Origin of the sequence: uncultured Campylobacter sp. (genome assembly GCF_937959485.1) — a bacterium.
In the GTDB taxonomy this organism is placed as follows: Bacteria; Campylobacterota; Campylobacteria; order Campylobacterales; family Campylobacteraceae; genus Campylobacter_B.
The window spans coordinates 71,961-96,177 of sequence record NZ_CALGPY010000009.1 but is presented as its reverse complement, the minus strand read 5'-3'; the positions used below and the strand labels follow the sequence as shown (position 1 = coordinate 96,177).

The window sequence follows — 24,217 nt, the reverse complement described above, 5'->3', positions numbered from 1 at the left end:
GAGTCCGATTTTTGCAAATATCGCGGTCAGCGCCGCAAAGAGTGCTGATGCAAGCGCCCAAGCCGCCCAAGTTTCCATGATCTTCCTTTAGAAAAATTACTAGATTATAGCTCTATTCAGATAAAATTTTCTTATAATTTCGCGCACAGTGCCAAAAAACAAAATCGCAAGCGATCGATCCGGCGGAGGCGACATTTAAATTTTAAAATTTTAGCCGCAAAATACGGCTAAATTTCAGTTCCGACAAGCAAAGCTTGCCTCGCACGCTACCGAATGAGTTTGGGCGCCGTTTGAGTGGCGTGCCGCAAGACACGGTTCGCAGGAGTTGCTATAAAATTTTGCTTTGGCAAGATAAAATTTTATCGAGGCAAGACGAGCTTCCCTTCGAATGCAAAATTCTATTTTAATTCAGCAAAAGCACGACCGAATACGCCTTTCGCAAATCCAAACGCGATATAAATTCCCCCCGAGCAGAAAGATCTGAATTTAAAAAATATTTATCGTTTATATATAAAATCTCAAAATTTCTACGAGGAGAGCTTATGAAAAAATTTCTACTCGCGCTCATCGCGATATTCGTTTTAGCGGGCTGCGGCAGCGACCCGAAAGGCGTAGCCGAGGACTTCATCAGAGCCCTATACGAGGGCGATTCTAAGACTTTGGTGGATGCTATAGACATACCCGATAAGGACAGATCGGACGACGGCTCTATGCAGATGATAAACGGCAAACTAATGCAAATGGCGGGTGCCGGCAAGGAGGAGGCCTCCAAGCGCAACGGGCTAAAGAGCGTCTCGGGCGAGCTGCAAAATAGCGACGAGAAATCGGCGCTCGTGAAAGTCGCTGTGTCTTTTAAAAACGGCACAAACCGCACCGAGAGCGTTAAACTCGTCAAAAAAGACGGCAAATGGAAGGTTGCGCTTTAGCCAAAAAGTTTCTCATCTGCTTGATATTTGCCACAGGCGGGCTTGGCGAGCTTTGGATGCTCACGCGCGCATCTGCTGTAAAAGAGCCGCTACGGGTACCGGATGAAATTTTATCAAACCTACGCACGGGCGATCTCGTCTTTCGCCTAGGCGACGTCACCGACAGCCGCATAATCGCGACCGCGACGGATTTTAAATACTCGCACGTAGGCATGATCGTGCGCGAGCGCCCGCTTTTGGTGGTGCACGCGGTAACGGGCGAGGGCGAGCGAGACGGCGTCGCGGCTGTTTCGATGCGCGAGTTCTTGGCGCATGCGCGAGACTTTGGCGCGGTGCGGATGAAATTTTTAAGCGAGGAGCAAAAGGCGCGCATCGCCGCTTCTTTACTTAGGCGCGTCGGCGAGAGTTTTACGCTAAGACCTCGCGGCGAAGCGAACCTCTACTGCACGACGCTGCTTGAGCAGGAAATTTCAAAAATAACGGAATTTTCGCCGCAGTATTTCGAACTCAACCTAGCTGTCCTAGGCGGCGAATACCTCGCGCCGAAGGCGTTTTGGCATTACGGCGGCGTTGAAATTTTATACGAGTGGTAGGCATGACCTAGCTTGGGTTGGAATTTTGCGCGCCGTGTAAATTTAAAATATCGCGTCAATTTAAATCCGCGCATGAATAAAATTTGATCTTAAAATTCCGTGCCGTAAAATTTCGGTCAAAATTTCGCTTTGACTTTAAATTTTGAAATTCCGTACTCCGCAAAATTTCGTATTAGAATTCCGCAGGGCATTAAATTTTATAAATTTCGCTAGCTACCGAATTCGCAAAATTACCGCTCGCTTCAGATTCTGCGCATTCTACGTGCAAAACAAAATTCCGCCTTGCTGCAGAATTTTCAAAACACGAAATTTACAATTCGTAAAATCCTAAAAGAATAGAATTTTATAAAAGGTGTAATTTACAAAATTTCAAAAAGCAAAGCGCGTGAGCTTTACAGCTCGCCGAAAAGCGCTTCGAGATTTTTAAGACCTTCCTCCGTGGAGACCTTTTTCTCGCTCGCCAAGCCGGTTTCGATAAGCTCGATCTCGCAGCCGCACAGCATCGAAGCGAGGCGGATATTTAGACCGTTTTTGCCGATCGCTTTGCTTTTTTGATCGGGGTTTACATAGACGATCGCCTTGCCGTCCTGCGCTATTTTGACCGAGTTTACGATCGCAGGCGCCATCGCACGAGTGATCAAAATTTCGGGGCTTGCGGAGTATTCAAACGCGTCGATGCTCTCGCCGCCGCTTCCGTCTTGCAAATTTTTGCTTAAAAATCTACTCACCGCATCGATTCGAGCGCCTCCTTTGCCGACGGTGGCGCCTACCGGATCGACGTTTGGCGAGACGGCGCTAAGCGCGATCTTGGCGCGTCTGCCCGGAATCCTCGCGCAGGCTTGGATGATGACGCTGCCGTCTTTGATCTCTGGGACTTCGGCTGCGAGCAGGGCTTCTAGAAATTTTGGGCTGGTGCGCGAAAGCTCCAGTCTGATACCGTGGGATTTGTCGATGGCTACGTTTTTTATGACGGCTTGTAGCACGTCGCCTACTTTGAAATTTTCGCCCTTGATGCGGTTCTTAAGCGGCATGAAGGCTTTCGTATCCTCGATCTCTACGTAGGTCGTGCCGTCGTGATCGATCTTGGTGACTGTGCCGTGGGTAAGGGTACCTACCTTGCTTTTATAGTTTTCAAAAATTTTCTCTTCAAGCAGCCTTTGGATGTGAAAATTTAGCTCTCTAGCTAGCACGCCGGAAGCCGTGCGGCCGAGGTTTTCGATATTTATTTCGTAGCTTAGTTCATCTCCGATCTCCGCGTTTTCGCCTATTTTTTTGGCCTCGTTAAGCGCGATGAAGTTGTGATCGCCGAGCCGCTCATCATCATCCGCGACGACGTGGACCTTTTGGTAAAGCTTGACGCGCTTGGTCTGCGGATCGACTTCGCTGTCGTAGAGATACTCCTCGCCGAAAAGTCTTTTTGCGGTCTGGATAAACGCTGTTTTGACGCGCTCTTTGACGTCTGCGGGCTCAAGCCCCTTTTCATTTGCAATCGACTCGATGATGTCGGTGATTTTTTCCATAAATTTTCCTTAAGATTTGATTTCGTGCTACTAAATTTGGATTTTAAATTTTGAAGTGCGGTATTATATGGAATTTTGACTTTATTTTTATTTAAACGAATTATTATCTAAATTTCGCTAAACTCGCGGGTTTAAAAAGATAAATGAAAGGATAGATCATGCAGCTAAAACTTGCCAGAACGGAGCTTGCCTCTAAGCCAAAAAGCGTTAAGATCGAGGATTTGCAAGCCCAAGTAGAAAAGAGCGGACAAAAAATATTTTATCTGGATAGAGAAAATTCTCAAAAAGATTTAGCCGCTTTGGTGGATTTTTTCGATACTAAGGGTTTTAGCGTGTATCAGCGCATAGTGCGATACGGGCTGAACGAAAACGAGTATATGTACGAGGTGCATATCCTTTGAGTAAACTCCTCTTCATCCAGACCCTAGGTTGCGCGATGAACGTGCGCGATAGCGAGCATATTATCGCGCAGCTAAAAGAGCAAGATTACGAGATTACCGACGACGTAAATATCGCGGATTTGATCTTAATAAACACCTGCTCCGTACGCGAAAAGCCCGTGCATAAGCTCTTCAGCGAGATCGGAGCATTTGATAAAGCTAGAAAAAAGGGCTCCAAAATCGGCGTTTGCGGCTGTACCGCAAGCCATCTGGGCGGAGAAATTTTTAAGCGCGCGCCATTTGTGGATTTCGTACTCGGTGCCAGAAACGTATCTAAAATTTCGCAAGCCGTTCGTACGCCTAAATTTATTAGCACGGACATAAACTACGACGAGAGCGAGTTTGCATTCGGCGATTTTGCGAGCTCGCCATATAAATCCTTCATAAACATAATGATCGGCTGCGACAAAAAGTGCTCCTACTGCATCGTGCCGCAGACTAGAGGCGATGAAATTTCGATCCCCGCTCAAATCATTTTGCGCGAAGCCGAAAGATCCGCAGCTCGCGGCGCCAAAGAGATATTTCTGCTCGGCCAAAATGTCAATAACTACGGCAAGCGCTTTTCTAATGCCCACGAAAAAATTGACTTCAGCGACCTGCTCATGCGGCTTAGCGAGATAGAGGGCATCGAGCGCATCCGCTTTACCAGCCCGCATCCGCTGCATATGGACGATAAATTTTTGGACATTTTTTGCAATAATCCTAAAATTTGTAAATCGATGCACATGCCGTTACAAAGCGGCTCTAGCAAGGTTTTGCGCGATATGAAGCGCGGATATACCAAGCAGTGGTATCTAGACCGCGCGCTTAAGCTACGCCAAAGCTGCCCCGGCGTGGCGATTAGCACCGACATCATCGTGGGCTATCCGAGCGAGAGCGAGGATGATTTTGCTGAGACGATGGAGGTGCTAGAGGCGGTGAAATTCGAGCAGGTTTTTTCCTTTAAATTTAGCCCTAGACCGCTCACGCCAGCGGCAAGCTTAAAGCCGCTGGATGATGAAATTTCAAGCGAAAGATTAAGCAGGCTGCAAAGCGCTCACGCTAAAATTTTAGACGAGATCGCAGGAGCGCAAAAAGATAAAATTTTCGACGTGTATTTTGAGGAGCTGCGAGAGGCCGGCACTGTGTGCGGTAGAAGCTTTTCAAATTTTCTAATCTGCGCGCAAGGCAGCGAGGAGCTGTTAGGCAAAACGCGCAAAGTACATGTCGAAAAGACCGCCAGAATGGCGCTTTATGGAAAAGTTATCGCTTAAAAAGCGGCTGTTTTTCCGCGCCTCTGAATATCTCATTTTTATTCTGATTTGGTGTATTTTTTTAACGTGCAGGGTTAAATTTACCCCCGCGAAGTTGCCCGAAAAGCCCTGCGTCGTCGTGTTTTGGCATGGAAGACTAGCTATGATGAGCTTTGCTTATAGGCGCTGGTGGCTGCGGGATTTCGGCAGCAAGAGGCGAGCTAAGGTCATCATCAGCGATCACAAAGACGGCGAAATCATTACGCGCGTGATCTCGCATTTCGGCATCGGCGCGATCCGCGGCAGTAGCTTCAAAGGCGGCGCACGCGCGCTTATGGGCGCGATCAAAGAGATAAAAAACGGTACCGACGTCATCATCACTCCCGACGGCCCGCGCGGGCCGCTTCACAGCGTCGCCGACGGTGCCGTGATCCTTGCGCAGCGACTGAACTTAGGTATTTACGCGCTAAATTACGAAGCGAGCAGCTTTTGGAAATTTCGCAGCTGGGACGAGATGGTGTTGCCAAAGCCGTTTTCGCGTATAAATTACAGCCTCAGCGCGCAGTTAAATTTAACTGGGCTTAGCCTCGATGCGGGCAAAGAGGCGATCAGGCAACTGCTTTTTGCAAGCGCCGAGAAGGACGCTAAATTTTAGTTTGAAATAATAGTGTTTCGATATAATTGCAATTTTAGGAGAAAAAATGGCACTATTTAAAGCAAAATCATTCCTCGGCGTCGCTAAAAGTGTCGACGCATGCGAGTTTTTTTATAGAAAATTGGGCTTTGGCAAAAGAATTTTGGATGAGAAATCCGATCGCTTTCCCATTACGCAAGAAAATGATCTGGCTACCTCACTGGCGGGCTTTGCGGATCTGAGTGATAAAAATTTAATCTCTTGCGTGCTGATAGACGACGAAAATCAAAGAGTGTATTTTAACGAGGATTATATGATTAAAGAAAATAGCATTTATCAAAAAGTCGATGATAGCTTCATAGTGGAATTTCCTCGCGCAAGTGCACAGGCGGCGGATGAGACTTTTGGAATAGAATTTAGCTCGCACGCTAGTTTATTTAAAATTTTATACTTCTTGCTAAAAAATCAAAGCGATTTTGAAAACATGGCGATGTTCGCACTGAAATTTAATAACCGCGCATGTTTCGTCGTCGCCAACCAAGAGCGCGTACTCTATGCCGACATAATGCGTATCGATGAGGAGATGCAGGCGGCGATGAGCGACGCGGACGAGCTATTTTACGAGCTTTTAAATTTTCAGATTGAGACCTTCTACAAATCCGAAAATAGCGAGTTTCTCACCAACGTTTTCATCTACTCCGACGGCACGCTTAGCAACGAGATTGGTTATGTGATTTTCACGCGCATCTTCATCAAAACAAATTTGATAAATCTAAATTTCGCCGATTACATCAACAAAATCGCGATGCTGGAAGCCCGCTAGATCAAATTTTTTGCTCCGCACCTAGGCAGAATTTTAAAATTTAATCTTTAGCTTTGCAAGATTGTGCTTGCTTGATACGATTTGATTGTCTATTTGCGCCGCATTTTGTTAAATCTATCTCGCGTTGCATAATGGAATTTTGGCTAGGTAAAATCATCCGTATTTAACGGCTCGCTTTTAAATTTAAACTTATTTGTCGCAAAGGGCCCGTCTTTGCGCTGTAAATTTTATCTTTTTCACGAATCCCGATTAATTTTGCTTAAAAAATTTTCTATCAAAGCTCGCCTTTGCTCCACGTCGTCGTTCTCGCTAATGCCCTCTAGCTCGCTTGCGTGATGGGCCTTGGGCGGGATATCTTTCAGATACGACCACACCTCGTCTTCGCTTAAAATTTTGCCGTGCAGATCAAAGCCCACGTTTAGCGCCCTGCCCGAAACTTCAGCCATATCTGCGTGCAGGTGACCGTAGAGCATCAGCGCGCCATAATGGCAGTTTGCCCACTCGATCATCGGGTAGTGAGACAGAGCCGCTCTCTTATGCGATAAGCGCACAAAGGCGTAGCCTACGATCTGCTCAAACATAAAATTGCCGTCCGCCTTGCGTCCGCTTAGCAGCTCGTTTTTCATCGCAGCGATGCGCCCATCGTGGTTGCCCAGCACCAAAAAATGTCGCCCGTTTAGTCTGCGAAGTAACTCGCAAGTGTGCGCAAAATCCTTGTGAAAGGACACATCGCCGAGATTATAGACGAGATCCTCGGGTGTAACAAGCGCATTCCAAGCGGCAATGAGATTTTCATCCATCTCGGCTACGTTTGCGCCTTTTCTAAAATTCGGATATTTTTTCAGCACCAGCTCGTGGCCGAAGTGTAGATCGGAGGTAAAATAAACGCTCATAAAAGCTCCTCAAATAGCGCAAGATCCGTGCCCGTGACAAATAAAAATCCGCGGTTTATCGGCGGGATTTTTAGGGTGCGGCACGCTTCTTTAAATTTCTTGTCCATCGCCGCTTTGATATAGGGCGTTACGAGAATAAAGTTTTTGCCCGCTCCGACGGCCACCTTGCCGCCTAACACACAATCAGCGCCGTTTTCTAGGCAGCGCGCGCATTCGTTTCGCTGCGCCGAGCTTAGCACGAGTCCTAGCCGCTTGCAGGCAAGATCCACACCACGAAGCTCGCCAAGACCGCGTTTTACGAGATAAATTTTAGGTGCAGGATTAGAAATTTCGGGAGTTAAGCTTAATGCGTCAGCCGCCAAAAACTCAAAGCTTTTTTTTACGCCGCCAAAGTACTCATTTAAAAACGGCTCGCTAAATTTAGCGCGAACGCGACCGCGCTTAAATCGGTCCGTCAAATTCGTCTCGTCGGTGAAGTATTTTAGGTTTCGCTCACGCAAAAACCGCTCCAGCTCGCACTTTCGTACGCCTAGAAGCGGACGAGCGATCACGTAGTCATCGCGGGCTTCGAGCTCTTGCATGCCAAGTAGCTCGCTAAGCCCCGCGCCGCGCCCAAGCTGCATCAAAAACCACTCGAATTTATCGTCAAATTGATGCGCCAAGATCAAATTTTCATATCCCTGCTCGCGGCAAATCTCGGCGAAAAACTCGTATCTGGCCGCGCGTGCCTCGTGCTCGAAATTTGACGCGCCTAGCTGCACGCTTTTTACATAGATTTGTTTGTTAAATTTGGCCGCCAGATCTCGCGCAGAGGCGACCTCGTCCTTGCTTTGCGCGCGGACGTTGTAATCCACGATCGCAAGGTCAAATTTCACGCCTGCCTCGTCTAAAAGGTAAAAAAGCGCTGTACTGTCGACGCCGTGCGAAAAAGCAAGCAGATTTTTGCTAGCTCGCAGCAAGGCTAGAATTTTGCTTGGAATTTCAGGCGAGTTTTTCATTGTCCTTGCGAGCTTTTTAGTACTCGCGCGAGTAGCCTATCGCCCGCAAATTCCGTGATTTCGCACTCGTATAGACCGCCTGCTTTTAGATTTTGCACGTAGCTTTCGTTGATTAAAATCTCGCCGTCGATGTCCTTGTCCCATGCAAGAGGCTTGGCGCCGTAAAAAAACTCGCCCTCGCTGCTGGCGCCTTCGATTATTAGGGGCATCTTTTTGCCTACGAGCGCGCGCATGCTATTATCTATCGCCTCGCGCGTGATTTTTTCGATTTTATTTAGGCGGCGGCTAATTGTCCGCGCAGGGATCTGCGGCATCGCAAAGCTCGCCGTATCCTCCTCCTTGCTGTAAGCAAAAGCTGAAATTCTATCAAATTTAAACTCCTGCAAAAAGTTGCAAAGCTCGTCAAATTCGGCTTCACCTTCGCCCGGGTGTCCGACGATGACGCCCGTGCGCAGAAATGAATTAGGCGCTGCACGCATTAAGCTTAAAAGCTCTTTGATCCGCGCCGCGCTCGCGCCGCGCTTCATCAGGCTTAGCATTTTGTCGTTTATGTGTTGGATCGGCATGTCGAAGTAGTTTGCGAAAACGGGTGAGTCCACGATCGTGCGGATGAGTCGCTCGTCGGTGCTGGTGGGGTAGAGATACAGCACGCGCGCGACCTTGACGCCTCTAATTTTTTCGATGCGTTTTATCAGTGCGACTAGATCTATATCCTGCTCGTGGACTCTTTCGTCGTCTGCACTCTCGCCGCCAGAGCCCTTACTGCAGGAGAGCCTACTACTTTGAGTGGAAATTTTATCTCCCGCGCCGCCACTTGAGCTATCGGAATTCTGCCCGTCGCGAAAGAATGCGGAATTTAACTTATCGCGAGAGCCTTTAAAATTCGATCCGTCCTTTTTGCCGCGTCTTAGATCGCGGCCGTAGCTGCTGGAATCCTGTGCGATAAAGCTAAAATCGTAAAACCCACGCGCTACCAAGCCGCGCACCTCTGCTTCGATGTCGTCTATACTGCGGCTTTTTAGGCGACCTTTGAAGCTCGGAATGGCGCAGAAAGAGCATTTTTGATTACAGCCCTCTGAAATTTTAACGTAAGCGTGGTAGTTTGAGCCCGTTATCACGCGCGAAGAGGTAAGCGCGGGGCTTTGCAGATAGGTTTGCGGGCTGAATAAATTTTGCTTTTTTAAGATCATTTCGTCGATCTTATCGTAGTCGCCGACGCCGCTAAAAATATCGACCTCGGGCAGCTCGCGCATGAGCTCGTCTTTGTAGCGCTGCATCAGACAGCCCGTGACGACCAGCAGCGCGCCGCTTTTTTTCTGCTCGCTAAGCTTCAAAATCGCACGGATACTCTCCTGCTTGGCGCTTGCTATGAAGCCGCAAGTATTTACGATCATCACGTCCGCACTCGCAGGTTCATCCGTGAGTTCGTAGTTTTGCAAACGTCCGAGCATGATCTCGCTATCGACTAAATTTTTATTACAGCCCAGCGAGACGAGATGGAGTTTTGCCATTTTACAGCCAGATATTATCGATCAGGCGGGTTGTGCCGACCTTTGCGGCAAGCAGTATTATCGTATCGCCTTGCTTGATCTGTGAAATTTCATTAAATTTATAATCCACGAACGCTATATAATCGACTGCCAGCGGCTCAAGCACGCTAAGCATCTTTTCGCGGATGATATTTAGGCTGATCTCACCTTTTTTAATAAGCGAGCTGGCGTTTAGCAAGGAGCGCGAAAGCTTAAGCGCCATAAGCTTTCCCTCCTCATCCAAATAGGCGTTGCGCGAGCTAAGCGCGAGCCCATCACTTTCGCGCACAATCTCACAAGAGATGATATTTATAGGCATAAAAAAGCTCTTTACCATCTTCTGCACGATAAAAAGCTGCTGGGTGTCCTTTTTGCCCATATAAACGTTGCTAGGACGAGTTAGATTAAAAAACTTATTTAGCACCTTAAGTACGCCGTCGAAGTGCCCGGGGCGCGTTTTGCCTTCTAAAATTTCACTTATTGGCTTAGGTGCTATGATTGCTGGCTCCTCCGTGCCGTAAATTTCATCCACGGTCGGGATAAAAAGCGCGTTCGCATCGAGGCTCTCGCAAATTTTAATATCGCCCGCTTCGTTTTTTGGATAGCTATTTAGATCCTCTCCAGGCAAAAACTGCGCCGGATTGAGGAACGCCGAGACGATTACGATATCGTTTTCGTTTCGCGCCCTTTTTATGAGGCTTGCATGCCCCGCGTGCAAAGCTCCCATCGTAGGCACAAAGCCCACGCTGCCGCTTGCCGATGCTCTGAAGCTTTTTAGCTCCTCTACGCTTCTAATAATTTGCATTGTTCTCTCTTTTCAATATAAAATATTAAGGCTGGCAATTATATCAAAAAATATTAAAGGTATAAATTAAGCGCAAAAGGGCGGTCTATTTAGCGAGCGTTAATCAATAAGTACTAAAATCTACCACGAGCTTTAGCTCTAAAATAAACTTCAAAAGGAGCGAAAATGGCTACTCAAGAGACAAATTTGGAATCTTTGAAAAAGGATATCGACTCTTTAAAAGCAGATTTTAAAGAGATTATGAAGTCTATCAAAAACATAGGCGTAGAGCGTGCTGAGTCTGCTAAATATAAAATTCTAGATCAGCTAAATAGCAATGAGATCAAAAAATATATAGACGATCTAAGGCTCAAAGGCAAAGACGGCATAGAAAGCGTAAATGACACGATAAAACAAGATCCGATAAAAAGCGTCGCTATCGCTGCGGGCGTCGGATTTTTGCTCGCTTGGCTGCTGAAAAAATAATGGCCGGCATATCTGAATTTATAGTTTCGGTAGTAGAGCTCGTATACGCTCAAGCTAGCGATATCAGGCGCTCTTTTTTAAAGAGCGCCAACTCGGTTTTACTAAATATAATTACGGGCATAATTTGCATTATAGGCTTAGTTTTCTTTTTGCTAGGACTGCACGCGCTTCTTGAAAAAACTATCGGAGAAATTTGGGCGTATTTCGCCTGCTCCATCGTAGCTTTTTTGTGTTCTATCATCGTATATAAGGTACTTTCGTGCAAAGCGAAATGACAAAAGAGAAGCTAAGACTAGTGGTGTCTATGCTTGAAGACAGAAAAGCCGATTGTAAAAAGTTAAAGCTAGAAGAAGCAAAGCTAAAACTGCTACTAAACGACCCCTTGCCCGATCTCTCGACGGAGCTTAAACTGATTAATCACGGCAATATCAAGCAGGTTTTGATATCCCTAATAGATAAATGCTTAATAATGCCCGCCTTAAATAAAATTTTATAAACAACCTTAATCCAAAATATGTTATAATCACGCCAAAAGCATAAAAAGGTCTTAAATTTTGGATAATTACGAATACACGGAACTTTTAAAAACCCTAAATATTAAAGTCGAAAATATCGCTGGCGTCGTAAAACCGGAGAATATTAAAGCGCGCCTAAAAGAGATCGAGGAGCTTGAAAATGATCAAAATCTCTGGCAGGATGTCGCAAAAGCAGGCGCCATCGGCAAGGAAAAAACTAAAATTTCAAATATCTTAAATAAATTTCTAAACGCTAAAAATGCCGTAGACGACGCAAAAGCTCTATATGAGCTGGCAAACTCAGAAAACGACGAGGATACGATAAACTCGCTTTTCGCCGAAGCGGACGCGCTAGAGGATAAGATCATAAATTTAGAAATTTCCATGATGCTTAGCGGCGAAAACGACGATAAAAACGCTATCGTCAGCATTCATCCGGGCGCGGGCGGTACGGAGAGCAACGACTGGGCCAGTATGCTATACCGAATGTATCTGCGCTTTTGCGAGCGAGAGGGCTTTAAGATTGAGGTTTTAGACTTTCAAGAGGGCGAGGAAGCAGGTCTTAAGGACGTTAGCTTCATCGTGCGCGGAGAGAACGCCTACGGATATCTGAAAGCCGAAAACGGCATCCATCGCCTGGTGCGCGTAAGCCCATTCGATAGTGCAGGGCGCAGACATACGAGCTTTTCAAGCGTGATGGTAAGTCCCGAGCTAAATGATGATATCGAGATAAATATCGAAGAGAAGGATATCCGCATCGATGTGTTTCGCGCAAGCGGCGCAGGCGGGCAGCATATCAATAAAACCGAAAGTGCCGTGCGTATCACGCACATCCCGACGGGTATCGTAGTAAACTGCCAAAACGATAGAAGCCAGCACAAAAACAAAGAAACGGCGATGAAGGTGCTAAGATCCCGCCTTTACGAGCTTGAGCTGATGAAGCAGCGCGAGAAGGACGAGAACGCGCCTAAAAGCGAGATTGGCTGGGGGCATCAGATCCGCTCCTACGTGCTTTTCCCGTATCAGCAGGTTAAGGACAACCGCAGCGGCGAGGCTTATAGCCAAACCGATGCAATTTTAGACGGCGATATAAAAAGCATAATCGAAGGTGTTTTGATTTCACAAGCGAACAGATAAATTTTTTTCGAAAGGATGAGAATGAGTGAAGATGGAATTTTGCTAGCGCTAGGATATAGCGTAAACGACGCGACGGTCGCGCAGCTGCGAGGAATTTTATCGAAGTGTGATTTTGAGGATAATGAGCTCGATCGCATCGTGGGGCTGAACGATAAGCTTAAAATTTACGGTGCGCACGTGGCGATGTCGAATTCAAACCCGTATTTTAAGATCAAAAACGACGCTACGAATGAGGAGCGCAAGACCGCCGCGGAGGAGATTATCCGCTCTTGGTCGGAAAAATTTAAGCTCAAGCTGCAAAAGGTCGCGGGCAAAGAGACCTATTACGTTTTGGGTCGCCAAATTTCAAAAAATTAAGGAGCAAAATATGAAAAAAATTCTAGCTTTGATCGCCGCTGGAGTATTTTTGGCAGGCTGCGTTAGCAACGCACCAAAGAGTGCAGTTGATGCACCAAAGAGCGGCAAATATTCTTTCGCCGACGTTCAAGACGGTATCCGTGCGATGAACCTACAAGGCGGCGTCGTGCAAAGCGATGCGTGCAAAAACGGCAATGGCGCAATGTGTCTAAATTTTGCTGATTCTATGTATTCCAAGCGCGACTATGCTTCCGCCGCCAATGCCTACAACGCTGCGTGCACGCTCTCCCAAAATTTCCCTGCTTGCCAGAAGCTCGCAGCGATGTTTGAAAAAGGCGAGGGCGTGGAGCAGAATAAATTCAACGCCATTGATCTATACCGCATCTCGTGCTATTACGGCTACAAGGACGCGTGCGCAAATATGCGCCGCTTAGGCTACAACGGCTAAGGCTTTGGGATTTAAATTTTAAAATTCCATTCCGCTGTATCGTAGAATGGAATTTTAAATGCAAAAATTCTGCACCATAGATTTTGATAAAATTTTGTGTTGCTTATAGCTAGAAATAAATTTTATCTACATCGTTGATATTTATATTGTGTCTAGCTAAGAAATACTCTTTCAATTCAAAATATATAGAATTTCTAAATATCGGTATTAAATAATATCTGGAGCAAGCAAATAAGCCGATATGTCCATAATGCGGTTTATCAACTCTTAATACGGGGAAAATTGAAAATCTCCTATCGCCGCTCTTTCCCAAAACAAGACAAAAGATAAATTTTACTAATATATTGCCCGCAAACTGAAACAAAGCAAAGCTCAAAAACCAACGAGCAACTACAAGATCAATCGTCATGAAAACCAAGCATAGCAACACTGCCGCCATAAACATATATAGCAATCCTCTTTTTCCTTTAAAATTTCCTATAAAAAAGGACCAACCCATATTATGTCGCAAATTTTCACATTGCTCGACATACGCGATTTTATCTTTTTCGTAAAATTCTATTTGATTGTTTTTAAGCCGTATCGTCGGTCTCTCTTTTCTATAATCTATAAGCTCAGGTAATATAATGAATAGCGATAAAAACGATAAAAACAAAATCATGTATATACCGTTCTTGGCGCTATAATCCACTGCGCCGCTGGCTTTCCAATCAAAATTTACGATTATGGTAAATACGCCTCCTATAAAAAGAGAGAAAACCATTAATAGCTTTTGATATAGATATTCGTAGTTTTCAAGAATTATCGGATCTTTGTCGTAATCTCTGGCTTTGGGATTATGCTGAAAAGAGCCGCTGTCATCCGAGATAAAATTTTGCGGCTCCATACTGTTTTCACAGGCAGAATTCTGAGCCGCTTTGGCCTCTAAATTTAAAGCATCAGTAGCTGAATTCCGTGCTTTGGAATTCAAAGATTCGGAATTCAGGGATGCAGAATTTAAAACTTCAAAATTTGAAACTTCAGAATCCTGGGATTCAAAATTTGAAACTTCAGAATTCTGGATTTCAAAATTCAGGGCTTTAGAATTCGAAACTTCGGAATTTTCAGTTTCAGAATTCTCAGTTTCAGAATTTTCGACGTCAAGCTCCTCGCTGCGGTTTTGCTTTGCACCGCCGCGCCGCTCATTCAATAGCCTTTTTAATTCCTCAAGCCTGCTTTGATCCATTCTTGACCCCGATAAGGCGTTTTAACCTCGCTTGTTTTTCCTCGTGCTCTTCATCGCCGCTAGCTCCTGCGCCAAAAATTCCCCCGTGTAGCTACCTGTCTTTTTAAAATCTTTCGCAAGCTTTTCTGGGGTGCCGCAAGCGACGATCTGTCCGCCGCCCTCGCCGCCCTCGGGTCCCATGTCGATGATGTAATCGCAGTTTTTGATGACGTCCAGATTATGCTCAATCACAAAGACGGAATTTCCCAGATCAACCAAATGGTGCAGCACCGCTACCAGGCGATCTACGTCTGCAAAATGCAGCCCCGTCGTGGGCTCGTCCAGGATATATAGCGTATTGCCCGTGTCGGTGCGGCTTAGCTCCTTGGCGAGCTTGACGCGCTGTGCCTCGCCGCCGCTAAGCGTCGTGGCGGGCTGGCCTAGCGAAACGTATCCAAGCCCGACGTCCGCGAGCGTCTTTAGCTTTTGATAAATTTTAGGCACGGCTTTGAAAAACTCGAGCGCCTCGTCGATACTCATCGCTAAAACGTCGGCTATGCTTTTGTTTTTGTATAAAATTTCAAGCGTCTGCGCATTGTATCTCGTGCCGTGACAAACGTCGCATACAACGCTGATATCGGGTAGGAAGTGCATCTCGATCGTGATCTCGCCCTCGCCCGCGCATTTTTCGCAGCGCCCGCCCTTGACGTTGAAGCTGAAGCGACCGATCTTGTATCCGCGCAGCTGCGCTTCCTTCGTCGCGGCAAAAAGCGCGCGGATCTCGTCCATCACCCCCGTGTAGGTCGCGGGATTGCTGCGCGGGGTGCGTCCGATCGGGGTTTGATCCAGATAGATCACTTTATCTAGGCTTTCAAGCCCGGAAATTTTAGTGCCCTTTACCGCGTGCACTTTCCTAGCGCGATTTAGCTCCTCAAGCGCCGTCGGCAGTATGGTTTGCAGCACCAAAGAGCTCTTGCCGCTGCCGCTAACGCCCGTGATGCCGACTAAATTTCGCAGCGGAAATTTTGCGCAAAGGCCGTGGATGTTATTGATATTTACGTTTTTGATACTTAGCCAAAGCTCCTGCTTGCGGTGCTTTTGGTAATTTATCTCCTTTTGGTTGTTCAGATACAGCGCGGTTTGCGTATTACTTTTAAGCAGATGCGCGACGTCTCCTGCGAACACGACCTCGCCGCCTAGATTGCCCGCCCCGGGGCCGATATCCACGACGAAATCCGCCGCCTCGATCGTCTTTTTATCGTGCTCGACGACGATTACGGAATTTCCCTTTTCCTGTAAGCTTCGCAGCGTCTTGATGAGCTTTTGCGTATCGCGCTCGTGAAGTCCTATGCTAGGCTCGTCGAGCACATACATCACGCCGCTAAGACCCGAACCGATCTGGCTTGCGATACGGATACGCTGCGCCTCGCCGCCGCTAATGGTGCGCGCATCGCGCCCAAGCGTGAGGTATCCAAGCCCCACGTCTTTTAAGAAAAACAGCCTCTCGTTGATCTCTTTTAGGATCGGCGCCGCGATCTGCGCGTCTTTTTCGCTTAAATTTGAAAACCGCTTCTCGTCGCTGAAAAATTCCACGCAGTCTGCGATACTCATATTTATCACATCGCCGATGCCCTTGTCTGCGACCTTTACGGCTAGGCTTTCGGGACGCAGGCGCAGTCCGCCGCAATCCGGGCAAATTTTTTCGCTCATATAATCGTCCAGATCGCTTTCGTTTTTGAGCAGATCGTAGGCGTATTTGATCGCGCCCTCAAATTTACGCACGAGCTTATGTTTTTTCCAGTAAAAATCGATCTCTTTGACGCTGCCGTAGAGGATCAGCTTTTTTTGCTCCTCGCTTAAGTTTGCGTACGGGATTTTGACGTTTATGCCGTTTGCTTCGCAAAATCCGAGCAGAAATTTATAATAATAGCTCTTGTTGAAGCCCGACATCACCTTGATCGCACCGCCCTCGATCGAGGCGTTTTCGTTGATGATCTTGCCTAGATCGAGGCTAAATTTTATCCCCAGCCCGTCGCAGCTCTCGCACGCGCCCTTTGGGGAGTTGAAGCTAAACGCGAGCGGCTCGAGCGGCTTGAATGAAATTTTACAATCAAAGCACGCCATATGCTCGCTGTAGTGGATCAGGCTCTGCGCGAGCCCCAGCTCGGCGGCGTTTGCGATCTCAACCTCAAGTTCGCCGAAGCTGAGCTTGAGCGCCTTTTCGACGTCGCTTGCGATACGGATGGAATTTTCCTCGTCGATGATCGTGCGGTCGATGATGACCTTGATCGAGTGTTTTTTTGTCTTGCTTAGCTCGATCTCCTCGTCCAGTCGCACTAGCACGCCGTCGATCTGAGCGCGCACGTAGCCCTGCTCGCGTAGGCTCTGTAGCATATCGGCAAAGCTGCCCTTTTTCTCGCGCACCAAGGGCGCGCCCAAGATCACCTTTGCGCCGCGCGGCAGCTTCATGATCTCGGCGATAATGTCGCTGGAGCTCATCTTTGAGATCGGCTTACCGCATTTGTGGCAGTGCTGCACCCCGACGCGCGCATAAAGCAGCCTCAGATAGTCGTAAATTTCGGTAATCGTGCCCACCGTCGAGCGCGGGTTTTTTGACGTCGTTTTTTGATCGATCGCGATCGCAGGCGTCAGACCGTCTATCTTATCGACGTCAGGCTTGCCTACACGGTCTAAAAACTGCCTCGCGTAGCTGCTTAGGCTCTCGACGTATCTGCGCTGCCCCTCGGCATATAGCGTATCAAACGCCAGCGTGCTCTTGCCGCTGCCGCTGAGACCTGTAAAAACGACGAGTTTGTCCTTTGGAATTTGCAAATTTATATTTTTCAGATTGTGCTCGCGTGCGCCCGTGATGGTGATGAGATCGTTCATTTTTGCCCTTTTGTGCCAAATTAATCTTAAATTATAGCTCAAATTGTTAAAATTGCGCTTTTGGAAGGGGCGGCGATGATACTAATCTGCACGGCTTTGCGCTGCGAAGCCCAAGCGATAATCGAGAGTTTTAAACTTACGCGTAGCGGCGATCTGTTCGCAGGCGGCGATATACTTTTATACATCTGCGGCGTGAGGTTTGGGGCCAAATTTGAAGCGGGCGCGGAATTTGTTCGCCGTGCCGATACGGACGCGAAATTCGGGCGCGAGCTTCGCAAGGATCGGCGCGGCGCGGACGCAAAATTTAAGCATCGTTTGGACGCGGGCGCGCTCTGCGGCGGCGATGCAGAGGTCGGTTCTGCGCTAAATGCAGCTGAAAATTTTAAAATTTCATATTTTAGCTCCGCGCAAAATTCAGAGCGCTTCGGCGAAATTTTACTTTCGCGGCGCGCGGACTTTGCACTAAACATAGGCGTCTGCGGCTGCGAGGATAAAGGCGTGCAAATCGGCGAGGCATTTTACTTTGACGGCACGGCGGCGCAGGAATTTTGCAGCGAGGGCGGATCGAAATTTTATCGCTCGCAGGTTGGGAGACACAGCGCACAGGCTCTAAAATTTCAAAACATTCGCGAGCGGGAATTTTGCGGCGCGAGTTTGGACGGTAAGCTGCGGGCAAATTTAATCTGCGTAAACGAGCCTAAAATTTTAAACGCAGCGGAACGGAGCGGTGAGGCAAATGTCGCAGAGATCGACGCGTGCGGCGAGATAAACGCACAAATCCCAACGCAAGGGATGAGCGGCGCAGCAGATACAAAAAATTTCACGCGCGACGCGACGCGGGTTGAAATACAAGGCGCAACGCAAGTTGAGGCGCAAAATTTAGCGAGCGTAAAACCCTCACAAATCGCGGTAAGTGGGCACAACGTCGCGACGAATACCGCAGCGCGCGCAACACAAAATACGCCGTGCGCGGCAAAAGACGCTATCCGCGGGTGCACAAATCACTACGTTACGCTTTACGATATGGAGAGCGCGCTTTTTGTTAATGCTTGCAAGCGTGCGGGCGCGCCATGGGCGATGATGAAGATCGTAAGCGATCATTTGGGCGGCGAGCGGCTTTGCAAAAGCTTCGTCTATGAGCTCGTAAAGGCGCGTCTGCCGCAAATCCGCGCCGCAATAAAAGGCAAAATTTAACTACTAGAGCGTATGCAAAAAACCGAGCCGAGAGATGAAATTTTGGCTTCATACGCCGAATACGACGCGGAATTTTAAGGTATTGCGGAGTCGCAGGAGAAACGATGAAAATAAAAGGCTCTTATCTATGTTTTGCCCTCTTGGCGTGCGCGTGCGTCGCGGCTTGCGCGTATGCCGTGGCGGATCTGTTCGCGGATCCGCCCTTATTGGTCTTTTTAGCTCTTTTGCTCGCATTTGCCTGTATCGGGCTATGGCTAAAAGACGCCCTAATAGGCGCGCGCTACCTATTTTACTGCGTCTGCGTGCAACTGTTCTTTGCGGCGGCCATATTCGCCGCCCTCAAATTCCCCGCCATGGCGCAGTTTGTGCGCAGTGCGGAGATAGGCACCGGCGGCACGGGCATACCGCTAGGCATCGTTCTGCTCGTGCCGCCCGCGTTTTTCTGCGCCCTGCCGTATTACTACCGAACGGGCGTCAAAAAAATCCCGCAAAAGCTCATACTCGGCGGAATTTTGATCCTAAACGTCGCTATTACGCTAGCTTACGCCTTCTATTTCGAGCGACTATTCTGCGGCGCGATCTGAAATTTCATCGATTTTCAGTGACGGTGCGCGAAATTTAAGTATAATTTGCAAAATTTAAACGAAGCGGAGCAAGATGACGGAGGCGAAAAAGGAGCTAGGCGCGCAGTTTGGCGTGAATCTGGGCGAGCGATCGAGCACGTTTTTGGGCGCGCTATTTGAGAAATTTCACTTTTCATTTCAGCAACGAAAGCAGCTTGCGGAGTTTGCGAGCGATTTTGAGGCGTGGGACGAGGCGCCCGTTTATGAGCTGCTTACAAGCGAGCGGTGCGGGCTAAATTTTAATAAAGCCAAATTTAATAAAGCAGGGAAAGTCCAAAGCGGCGAGCAAATTTTTAATTTCGTGCGCGAAGCCTGGCTGGATCTCAAGTCGCGCCCGCACTCGTACGCGAGCTTCAAAAGCGATTACGCGCCGAAAAAATTTGAAATTTCCTCCTTTCGCGCGGATCGTATCGCTTTGGGTCGCTGCCCGGTGGCGAGCGAAAACACGCGCTGCTGCAATCTGCTGACGCTCGATGCGGTCAATTCGTGCGGCTTTGACTGCTCCTATTGCGCGATCGGCTCCTTTTACAAGCACGGGAAAATCGGCTTTGACGAGAATTTCGCGGCAAATTTAGCGCAACTGCGGCTCGATCCCACGCGCAGCTACCACATCGGCACGGGGCAGAGCTCCGACTCGCTCATGTGGGGCGATCGCTTCGGCATTTTAAGCGCGCTATGCGATTTTGCGGCGCGGCATGAAAACGTGATTTTGGAGCTTAAAAGCAAGTCGAACAATATCCGGTTTTTCCTGCAGCGCGAGATCCCGCGCAACCTCATCGTTACTTTTTCGCTAAATACGCCCGCGATCATAGCGAACGAGGAGCATCTAAGCGCGAGCCTGGATGCGCGGCTGGCGGCAGCCGAAGCGCTCGCGGCTCACGGCATTTTGGTGGGCTTTCACCTCCACCCGATGGTTTGGTACGAAGGATGGCAAAGCGATTACGGCGCGCTTTTTGAGCAGCTGCTGCGCCGCTTTGATCCAAGCGGCGTCGCGATGGTTTCGATCGGTACGCTTACCTTTATCAAGCCCGTCGTCAAGAAGCTGCGCTCGCGCGGGCTGCGGAGCAAAATTATACAGATGCCCCTTGCGGACGCGAACGGCAAGCTGTCCTACCCGCTGCAGATCAAGCGTGAGCTTTTTAAATTTGCCGCGAACGCGCTTTCGCCGTGGCGCGAGCGGGTGTTTTTCTACCTCTGCATGGAGGATGCGAACCTGTGGAGCGAGGTTTTGGGGCACGAGTACGAAAGCAACGACGCGTTTGAGGAGGCGATGAAGGCGGCGTATTTTGCAAAGATACGGCGGCGCTAGACGCGCTGTTTGCCGCAGATGTCGCAGTCCGTATCAGCTCGCATGCGGTGCCGAGGATACAGCGCGAAATTTGCAGCGAGCGAGCGGTTAAAATTTAGCGCCACACCCGGCTTTATAAATCGTGCGGGGCGGGCGGCGATGAAATTTTACAAAACGCTCGCACAGCAAAACGCCGCGGGCTAAATTTAAAATTTTACCCAGCGAAGTCGCGGCGCGGTTTAAATAATCCGCGTAAATTTAGCGCAGTAAAATTTACTCGGCGCGCTAAGCTTAACGCGCCGAAGCGGCATTAAAATTTAAAGGAGAAAAGATGAAAGCATTGATCACGGGCGCAAGCGGCGGTATCGGCAGCGCGGTTGCGGAGCTTCTGCGACAAAACGGCTATGAAATTTTAACGCTGGCCTCGCGCTTTGAGGATACGGACGCGCTAGCGAAGGAGTGCCGTGCGCTGGCTGCGGCGTGCGAGGTGGGCGCGCTGATTTTGTGCGCGGGTACGGCGAAATTTGCGCCGCTTGAGGCGATGAGCGAGAGCGAAATTTTAAAAATTTTAAACGTAAATCTTACCGCAAACATCATCATCACGCGCGCGCTTTTGCCGAATTTAAAGCACAACCGTGCCCATATCATCGGCATTAGCTCGATCGAGGCGCTGCGAGCGAGCCGCTTTAGCGCGGTTTATAGCGCGAGCAAGGCGGGGCTGCGGGCGTTTCTGCTCTGTCTTTTCGAGGAGGCGCGCAAGCAGATCAGAGTAAGCTGCATCAACCCGGACATCACCAAAACGCCCTTTTACGAGGATTTGAGCTTTGAGCCTGCGGATGATGAGGCTAGCTTCGTGGACGCGGGGGAGATCGCAAATTTTACGTTGCAAATTCTGCGCACGAAGTCCAATGTAAGTGAGCTTACGATCCGCCCGCAAATCGTAAATCTGCGGAAAAAATCAAAATTTAATCGCGAAGGAGACGAGCTTGAAAATCGGTAAAAGTCATGTTTTTGTGCTAGCTGTGGCGCTTATTATTATTTATGCCGCGTTTGTAAGCGGTAGCGGCGGGTATTGTAGCGCGAGAGAATTTTTTTCAGGCAGGCACGACGAAGAGGATGACGCCTGTATCGCCAAGCTGATAAAGCGCGCGGACGCGGGTAATATATATGCGGCAAATCGGCTAAGATATCCGCACGAGGCGTATATCAAGCGCACATGCAAAAAGGAAGTGGAGAGCTTGGGCGAGCGCGAAAGATATTATTTTGAGCTCTACATCCAAAATCGCTGCGAAGCTTGGGGCTTTGAAACGCCCAAATCAAAGGGCGGAAAAGCAGGTACGACGAGCGGCGGCGGTAATTTAGCACGAGGCGATGCAAGCGCAACGGACGACGAGGGAAATTTAACGCGCGAAGGTGCGAATACGATCCACAATGAAACAGGCGCGATCAAAGGCGATGTAAATTCTACGGGAGGATTAAATGCCGGACAATAAAGCGAGCTTGAAAGCTAGTAAAAGTCAAATTTTTTTGTTAATCGTAGGGGTTGTTATTCTATGCGCCCTATATATAAAAATCAGCGGCTCGTGTTGCAATGTGAGAGAGGTATTTTTGGGCTATGGCGAAGAAGACGATGCTTGCATCGCTAAGTTAGTAAAGCAAGCGGATGCCGGCGATATACTAGCGGCAAACAGACTAAGGTATCCGCATGAGGCGTATATTAAGCGAGTGTGCGAAAAAGGGGTGAAAAGCTTAGGCGAGCGTGAGAGATATTATTTCCAAGATTTTCGAGGAGATCGCTGTGAGAATTTTGGCTTTAAAACGCCCAAATCAAAGGGCGATGAAGCAAATACGACAAGTAGCGGCGGTAATTTAGTGCGAGGTGATATGAACGCGACGGACGGCGGAAATTTAACGCGCGCCGAGGCAAACAACGGCAAATCTGACACTACGAGCAGTAAGGCGAACACTACGGAGCGCGAAGGAAATTCTACGGAAGAACAAAATGCTGAGCGATAAGATTAGCTTTGAAGGCGATATCGTAAATTTTATGCCGTTGGTCAAATTTGTGAAAAAATGAGTTAAAATTTATTACTCAAGGAAAAACATGGTAAAAAAGAGATCTTTAAAAATAAAAGGAAGCATATCGATTGCCATAATCCTGCTTTGGGTTTATTTTTTGATTACGACGCTGGGCGGTGATAGATACTGTGGCGTATGGGATTATATCGCAAATAGTGAAGAGGATGACGCCTGCATCGCCAAGCTGATAAAGCGAGCGGACGCGGGTAGTGAATTGGCGCTCAATCGGCTTAGATACCCTAGCAAGGCGTATATCAAGCGCGTATGCGAAAGGGGAGTGGAAAACTTAGGCGAGCGAGAGAGATATTATTTCGAGCGTTTAGGCGTAGATCGTTGCGAAGCTTCAAATTTTAAAGATAACGAAGCAAACACGACGAGTAGCGGCGGTAATTTAGCGCGAGGCGATACGAACGCAACGAGCGGCGAGGGAAATTTAACGCGCGCCGAGGCAAACAACGGCAAATCTGACACTGCGGGCATTGATGCGAGCTCGATAAAGCGCGAAGGAAATTCTACGAAAGAACAAAATGCTGGGCGATGAAAATTTAGAAAAATTTTTCTCAAAAATCGACGCTGCGGAGTTTGGAATTTCTGCGGACTCAAAGCTTGCTTCAAAAAATTCCAAGCTTGCAGGAAGCGCGAGGGGCGGGAGCGGCGACAAGCCTTTAAAATCACAAGACGGCGCGGAATTTTGCGACGGACAGTCATATTCTAACGGCGCGCAGCAAGCTGAAATTTTAAAATTTAATGCCGAGCCGCCGTTTGATGCCGAGCAAGTGCGTCTTGATACGGAGCAAGCACATTTAAAATTTAACGTTCGTCCATCGCAGTCGGAACCGGGCGTCAGACAAGCGCTTGCGTTCGGTGATGAGCCGTCGCAGGCGCAGTTTGACGCCGAGCGAGCGCAGGCAAAGATCGAAAATTTCATGCGCGAGCTACTGCAAAACTATGTGCTTTGCGTAAGCGGCGCGGAATTCGCCTTCGCGGAGATCGAGGCGTATTTCACGGGCGCGGATCGCAACACCTACAAGCGCACGTCGCGGGCGGGCGAGATATTTTTTCACAATTTCGGCTTTGACATTTCGTTTCGCAGCGTCCCGCAAAGCGGCGGCGGGATTTTGGTGCGAAGCCTGCGCGTCCTAAGCGGCGCAGAGCTTTTGGCGGGTGGCTTACCGGATTCAACGGGCTGCTTACCCGGCTCGGCGGAGAGCAGCCAGCTCGGCTCTGCCGTCGCCCCGCTCATACAAAATGGCGATTTTATCGCGGGTCCGCGCAAATGCATGGGTAAAATTTTAAATCTGCAAACGCAAAATTTAAGCTTTTCTTTAAAGCATGCGCCGAAAATAGCGCGTGCAGCGGGCTTTAGCAACCGAATCCGACGAGGCGAGATCGTAAATGAAGCGAATCTGGACGCAAATATGCCAAGCGGTGCGGCGGACGCGGCGAAGCTTGCGAATGAGCCGCGCAGGCTTACCAGCGAGGAGTTTGAGGTATATTTGAGCACGAGCTGCGCTGCGGCGAAAACATATAAAAAATCGCTGCAAAGATACGAGAGCTAAATTTTGATCAAACGGCGCGCAGCGGACGAGCGATAAAATTTACTGAGCTTTAAGCGGCGGCGCTAT

26 protein-coding genes are annotated in these 24,217 nt (G+C 48.5%); 19 read left to right on the top strand and 7 right to left on the bottom strand.

What is annotated here, in order from left to right:
* Positions 1-542: 542 nt before the first annotated feature.
* Both Q0380_RS07365 and Q0380_RS07360 read left to right on the top strand, forming a co-directional pair.
* The gene (locus tag Q0380_RS07365; RefSeq protein WP_298962055.1) at positions 543-926 is read left to right on the top strand and encodes a DUF4878 domain-containing protein; all 384 of its coding nucleotides are present in this window, start codon (positions 543-545) and stop codon (positions 924-926) included.
* A complete protein-coding gene (locus tag Q0380_RS07360) occupies positions 908-1,519 on the top strand; it encodes a YiiX/YebB-like N1pC/P60 family cysteine hydrolase (RefSeq protein WP_298962053.1) in 612 nt (203 codons plus the stop codon). The genes Q0380_RS07365 and Q0380_RS07360 overlap by 19 nt, the downstream gene beginning before the upstream one ends.
* Before the next feature lie 392 nt (positions 1,520-1,911).
* Here the strand turns inward: Q0380_RS07360 and nusA are convergent, their stop codons facing one another.
* Positions 1,912-3,039, bottom strand: a complete 1,128-nt coding sequence (gene nusA / locus Q0380_RS07355) for a transcription termination factor NusA (RefSeq protein ID WP_298962050.1) — start codon at positions 3,037-3,039, stop codon at positions 1,912-1,914.
* Positions 3,040-3,197: 158 nt separating this feature from the next.
* On the opposite strand from nusA, the gene Q0380_RS07350 reads away from it, so the two are divergent.
* The 4 genes from Q0380_RS07350 to Q0380_RS07335 are packed head-to-tail and all read left to right on the top strand — an operon-like array spanning position 3,198 to position 6,168.
* The gene (locus tag Q0380_RS07350) at positions 3,198-3,440 is read left to right on the top strand and encodes an HP0268 family nuclease (protein WP_005870077.1); all 243 of its coding nucleotides are present in this window, start codon (positions 3,198-3,200) and stop codon (positions 3,438-3,440) included.
* Complete coding sequence (gene miaB / locus Q0380_RS07345; RefSeq protein WP_298962047.1) at positions 3,437-4,732, top strand: tRNA (N6-isopentenyl adenosine(37)-C2)-methylthiotransferase MiaB; 1,296 nt, start codon at positions 3,437-3,439, stop codon at positions 4,730-4,732. The genes Q0380_RS07350 and miaB overlap by 4 nt, the downstream gene beginning before the upstream one ends.
* Positions 4,713-5,366: a lysophospholipid acyltransferase family protein gene (locus Q0380_RS07340; RefSeq protein ID WP_298962044.1), complete on the top strand. Its 654-nt coding sequence runs from the start codon at positions 4,713-4,715 to the stop codon at positions 5,364-5,366. The genes miaB and Q0380_RS07340 overlap by 20 nt, the downstream gene beginning before the upstream one ends.
* 46 nt (positions 5,367-5,412) lie before the next feature.
* On the top strand, positions 5,413-6,168 hold the full coding sequence (locus tag Q0380_RS07335; RefSeq protein ID WP_298962041.1) for a hypothetical protein: 756 nt from the start codon (positions 5,413-5,415) through the stop codon (positions 6,166-6,168).
* A 236-nt stretch (positions 6,169-6,404) separates the two neighbouring features.
* Here Q0380_RS07335 and Q0380_RS07330 read toward each other — a convergent pair whose 3' ends face one another.
* Genes Q0380_RS07330 through panC form a run of 4 tightly spaced genes read right to left on the bottom strand, consistent with a single transcriptional unit; the run spans position 6,405 to position 10,393 of the window.
* Complete coding sequence (locus tag Q0380_RS07330; RefSeq protein ID WP_298831279.1) at positions 6,405-7,061, bottom strand: metallophosphoesterase; 657 nt, start codon at positions 7,059-7,061, stop codon at positions 6,405-6,407.
* Complete coding sequence (gene tilS, locus Q0380_RS07325) at positions 7,058-8,059, bottom strand: tRNA lysidine(34) synthetase TilS (RefSeq protein ID WP_298962037.1); 1,002 nt, start codon at positions 8,057-8,059, stop codon at positions 7,058-7,060. The genes Q0380_RS07330 and tilS overlap by 4 nt, the downstream gene beginning before the upstream one ends.
* On the bottom strand, positions 8,056-9,570 hold the full coding sequence (locus Q0380_RS07320) for a MiaB/RimO family radical SAM methylthiotransferase (protein WP_298962034.1): 1,515 nt from the start codon (positions 9,568-9,570) through the stop codon (positions 8,056-8,058). The genes tilS and Q0380_RS07320 overlap by 4 nt, the downstream gene beginning before the upstream one ends.
* A gap of 1 nt (position 9,571) precedes the next feature.
* Positions 9,572-10,393 (bottom strand): pantoate--beta-alanine ligase, encoded by an 822-nt coding sequence (panC, locus tag Q0380_RS07315; RefSeq protein ID WP_298962032.1) that lies wholly within the window; start codon positions 10,391-10,393, stop codon positions 9,572-9,574.
* 165 nt (positions 10,394-10,558) lie between these two features.
* On the opposite strand from panC, the gene Q0380_RS07310 reads away from it, so the two are divergent.
* The 5 genes from Q0380_RS07310 to Q0380_RS07290 all read left to right on the top strand — a co-directional run bounded on the left by Q0380_RS07310 (position 10,559) and on the right by Q0380_RS07290 (position 13,315).
* Positions 10,559-10,858 (top strand): DUF883 domain-containing protein, encoded by a 300-nt coding sequence (locus tag Q0380_RS07310; RefSeq protein WP_298962030.1) that lies wholly within the window; start codon positions 10,559-10,561, stop codon positions 10,856-10,858.
* Between the two features lie 259 nt (positions 10,859-11,117).
* Complete coding sequence (locus tag Q0380_RS07305; protein ID WP_297944967.1) at positions 11,118-11,354, top strand: hypothetical protein; 237 nt, start codon at positions 11,118-11,120, stop codon at positions 11,352-11,354.
* 58 nt (positions 11,355-11,412) lie between these two features.
* On the top strand, positions 11,413-12,510 hold the full coding sequence (gene prfB, locus Q0380_RS07300) for a peptide chain release factor 2 (RefSeq protein WP_298962027.1): 1,098 nt from the start codon (positions 11,413-11,415) through the stop codon (positions 12,508-12,510).
* Positions 12,511-12,531: 21 nt separating this feature from the next.
* Positions 12,532-12,867: a hypothetical protein gene (locus Q0380_RS07295; protein WP_005870061.1), complete on the top strand. Its 336-nt coding sequence runs from the start codon at positions 12,532-12,534 to the stop codon at positions 12,865-12,867.
* 10 nt (positions 12,868-12,877) lie between these two features.
* A complete protein-coding gene (locus Q0380_RS07290) occupies positions 12,878-13,315 on the top strand; it encodes a hypothetical protein (RefSeq protein ID WP_297881919.1) in 438 nt (145 codons plus the stop codon).
* Between the two features lie 109 nt (positions 13,316-13,424).
* Here the strand turns inward: Q0380_RS07290 and Q0380_RS07285 are convergent, their stop codons facing one another.
* A complete protein-coding gene (locus Q0380_RS07285) occupies positions 13,425-14,540 on the bottom strand; it encodes a hypothetical protein (protein WP_298962023.1) in 1,116 nt (371 codons plus the stop codon).
* Positions 14,541-14,561: 21 nt separating this feature from the next.
* A complete protein-coding gene (gene uvrA, locus Q0380_RS07280) occupies positions 14,562-17,408 on the bottom strand; it encodes an excinuclease ABC subunit UvrA (protein ID WP_298962019.1) in 2,847 nt (948 codons plus the stop codon).
* Between the two features lie 75 nt (positions 17,409-17,483).
* Between uvrA and Q0380_RS07275 the strand changes: the two genes are divergently transcribed.
* The 8 genes from Q0380_RS07275 to Q0380_RS07240 all read left to right on the top strand — a co-directional run bounded on the left by Q0380_RS07275 (position 17,484) and on the right by Q0380_RS07240 (position 24,151).
* Positions 17,484-18,602 (top strand): hypothetical protein, encoded by a 1,119-nt coding sequence (locus tag Q0380_RS07275; protein WP_298962016.1) that lies wholly within the window; start codon positions 17,484-17,486, stop codon positions 18,600-18,602.
* A gap of 104 nt (positions 18,603-18,706) precedes the next feature.
* Entirely contained in the window at positions 18,707-19,186 is a 480-nt protein-coding gene (locus Q0380_RS07270) for a hypothetical protein (RefSeq protein WP_298962014.1), read from the top strand.
* A 73-nt stretch (positions 19,187-19,259) separates the two neighbouring features.
* Positions 19,260-20,534: a spore photoproduct lyase family protein gene (locus Q0380_RS07265; protein WP_298962011.1), complete on the top strand. Its 1,275-nt coding sequence runs from the start codon at positions 19,260-19,262 to the stop codon at positions 20,532-20,534.
* 310 nt (positions 20,535-20,844) lie between these two features.
* Positions 20,845-21,513, top strand: a complete 669-nt coding sequence (locus tag Q0380_RS07260) for an SDR family oxidoreductase (RefSeq protein WP_298962008.1) — start codon at positions 20,845-20,847, stop codon at positions 21,511-21,513.
* Positions 21,500-22,006 carry a hypothetical protein gene (locus Q0380_RS07255; protein WP_298962006.1) on the top strand — a complete coding sequence of 169 codons (507 nt, stop codon included), beginning with the start codon at positions 21,500-21,502 and terminating at the stop codon, positions 22,004-22,006. The genes Q0380_RS07260 and Q0380_RS07255 overlap by 14 nt, the downstream gene beginning before the upstream one ends.
* Positions 21,993-22,529: a hypothetical protein gene (locus Q0380_RS07250; protein ID WP_298962004.1), complete on the top strand. Its 537-nt coding sequence runs from the start codon at positions 21,993-21,995 to the stop codon at positions 22,527-22,529. The genes Q0380_RS07255 and Q0380_RS07250 overlap by 14 nt, the downstream gene beginning before the upstream one ends.
* Before the next feature lie 88 nt (positions 22,530-22,617).
* A complete protein-coding gene (locus Q0380_RS07245; RefSeq protein WP_298962001.1) occupies positions 22,618-23,133 on the top strand; it encodes a hypothetical protein in 516 nt (171 codons plus the stop codon).
* Positions 23,120-24,151: a hypothetical protein gene (locus Q0380_RS07240; RefSeq protein ID WP_298961999.1), complete on the top strand. Its 1,032-nt coding sequence runs from the start codon at positions 23,120-23,122 to the stop codon at positions 24,149-24,151. The genes Q0380_RS07245 and Q0380_RS07240 overlap by 14 nt, the downstream gene beginning before the upstream one ends.
* The last annotated feature ends 66 nt before the right edge of the window (positions 24,152-24,217 follow it).

Bases quoted from the DNA above. Each gene is read 5' to 3' on its own strand.
- Q0380_RS07350 (WP_005870077.1), top strand. From the start codon at position 3,198: ATGCAGCTAAAACTTGCCAGAACGGAGCTTGCCTCTAAGCCAAAAAGC.
- uvrA (WP_298962019.1), bottom strand. From the start codon at position 17,408: ATGAACGATCTCATCACCATCACGGGCGCACGCGAGCACAATCTGAAA.
- panC (WP_298962032.1), bottom strand. From the start codon at position 10,393: ATGCAAATTATTAGAAGCGTAGAGGAGCTAAAAAGCTTCAGAGCATCG.
- Q0380_RS07270 (WP_298962014.1), top strand. From the start codon at position 18,707: ATGAAAATAAAAGGCTCTTATCTATGTTTTGCCCTCTTGGCGTGCGCG.
- Q0380_RS07290 (WP_297881919.1), top strand. From the start codon at position 12,878: ATGAAAAAAATTCTAGCTTTGATCGCCGCTGGAGTATTTTTGGCAGGC.
- Q0380_RS07285 (WP_298962023.1), bottom strand. From the start codon at position 14,540: ATGGATCAAAGCAGGCTTGAGGAATTAAAAAGGCTATTGAATGAGCGG.
- Q0380_RS07260 (WP_298962008.1), top strand. From the start codon at position 20,845: ATGAAAGCATTGATCACGGGCGCAAGCGGCGGTATCGGCAGCGCGGTT.
- Q0380_RS07245 (WP_298962001.1), top strand. From the start codon at position 22,618: ATGGTAAAAAAGAGATCTTTAAAAATAAAAGGAAGCATATCGATTGCC.
- Q0380_RS07240 (WP_298961999.1), top strand. From the start codon at position 23,120: ATGCTGGGCGATGAAAATTTAGAAAAATTTTTCTCAAAAATCGACGCT.
- tilS (WP_298962037.1), bottom strand. From the start codon at position 8,059: ATGAAAAACTCGCCTGAAATTCCAAGCAAAATTCTAGCCTTGCTGCGA.
- Q0380_RS07275 (WP_298962016.1), top strand. From the start codon at position 17,484: ATGATACTAATCTGCACGGCTTTGCGCTGCGAAGCCCAAGCGATAATC.
- Q0380_RS07265 (WP_298962011.1), top strand. From the start codon at position 19,260: ATGACGGAGGCGAAAAAGGAGCTAGGCGCGCAGTTTGGCGTGAATCTG.
- Q0380_RS07340 (WP_298962044.1), top strand. From the start codon at position 4,713: ATGGAAAAGTTATCGCTTAAAAAGCGGCTGTTTTTCCGCGCCTCTGAA.
- Q0380_RS07295 (WP_005870061.1), top strand. From the start codon at position 12,532: ATGAGTGAAGATGGAATTTTGCTAGCGCTAGGATATAGCGTAAACGAC.
- Q0380_RS07335 (WP_298962041.1), top strand. From the start codon at position 5,413: ATGGCACTATTTAAAGCAAAATCATTCCTCGGCGTCGCTAAAAGTGTC.
- Q0380_RS07320 (WP_298962034.1), bottom strand. From the start codon at position 9,570: ATGGCAAAACTCCATCTCGTCTCGCTGGGCTGTAATAAAAATTTAGTC.
- Q0380_RS07330 (WP_298831279.1), bottom strand. From the start codon at position 7,061: ATGAGCGTTTATTTTACCTCCGATCTACACTTCGGCCACGAGCTGGTG.
- Q0380_RS07365 (WP_298962055.1), top strand. From the start codon at position 543: ATGAAAAAATTTCTACTCGCGCTCATCGCGATATTCGTTTTAGCGGGC.
- Q0380_RS07360 (WP_298962053.1), top strand. From the start codon at position 908: ATGGAAGGTTGCGCTTTAGCCAAAAAGTTTCTCATCTGCTTGATATTT.
- Q0380_RS07250 (WP_298962004.1), top strand. From the start codon at position 21,993: ATGCCGGACAATAAAGCGAGCTTGAAAGCTAGTAAAAGTCAAATTTTT.
- nusA (WP_298962050.1), bottom strand. From the start codon at position 3,039: ATGGAAAAAATCACCGACATCATCGAGTCGATTGCAAATGAAAAGGGG.
- Q0380_RS07310 (WP_298962030.1), top strand. From the start codon at position 10,559: ATGGCTACTCAAGAGACAAATTTGGAATCTTTGAAAAAGGATATCGAC.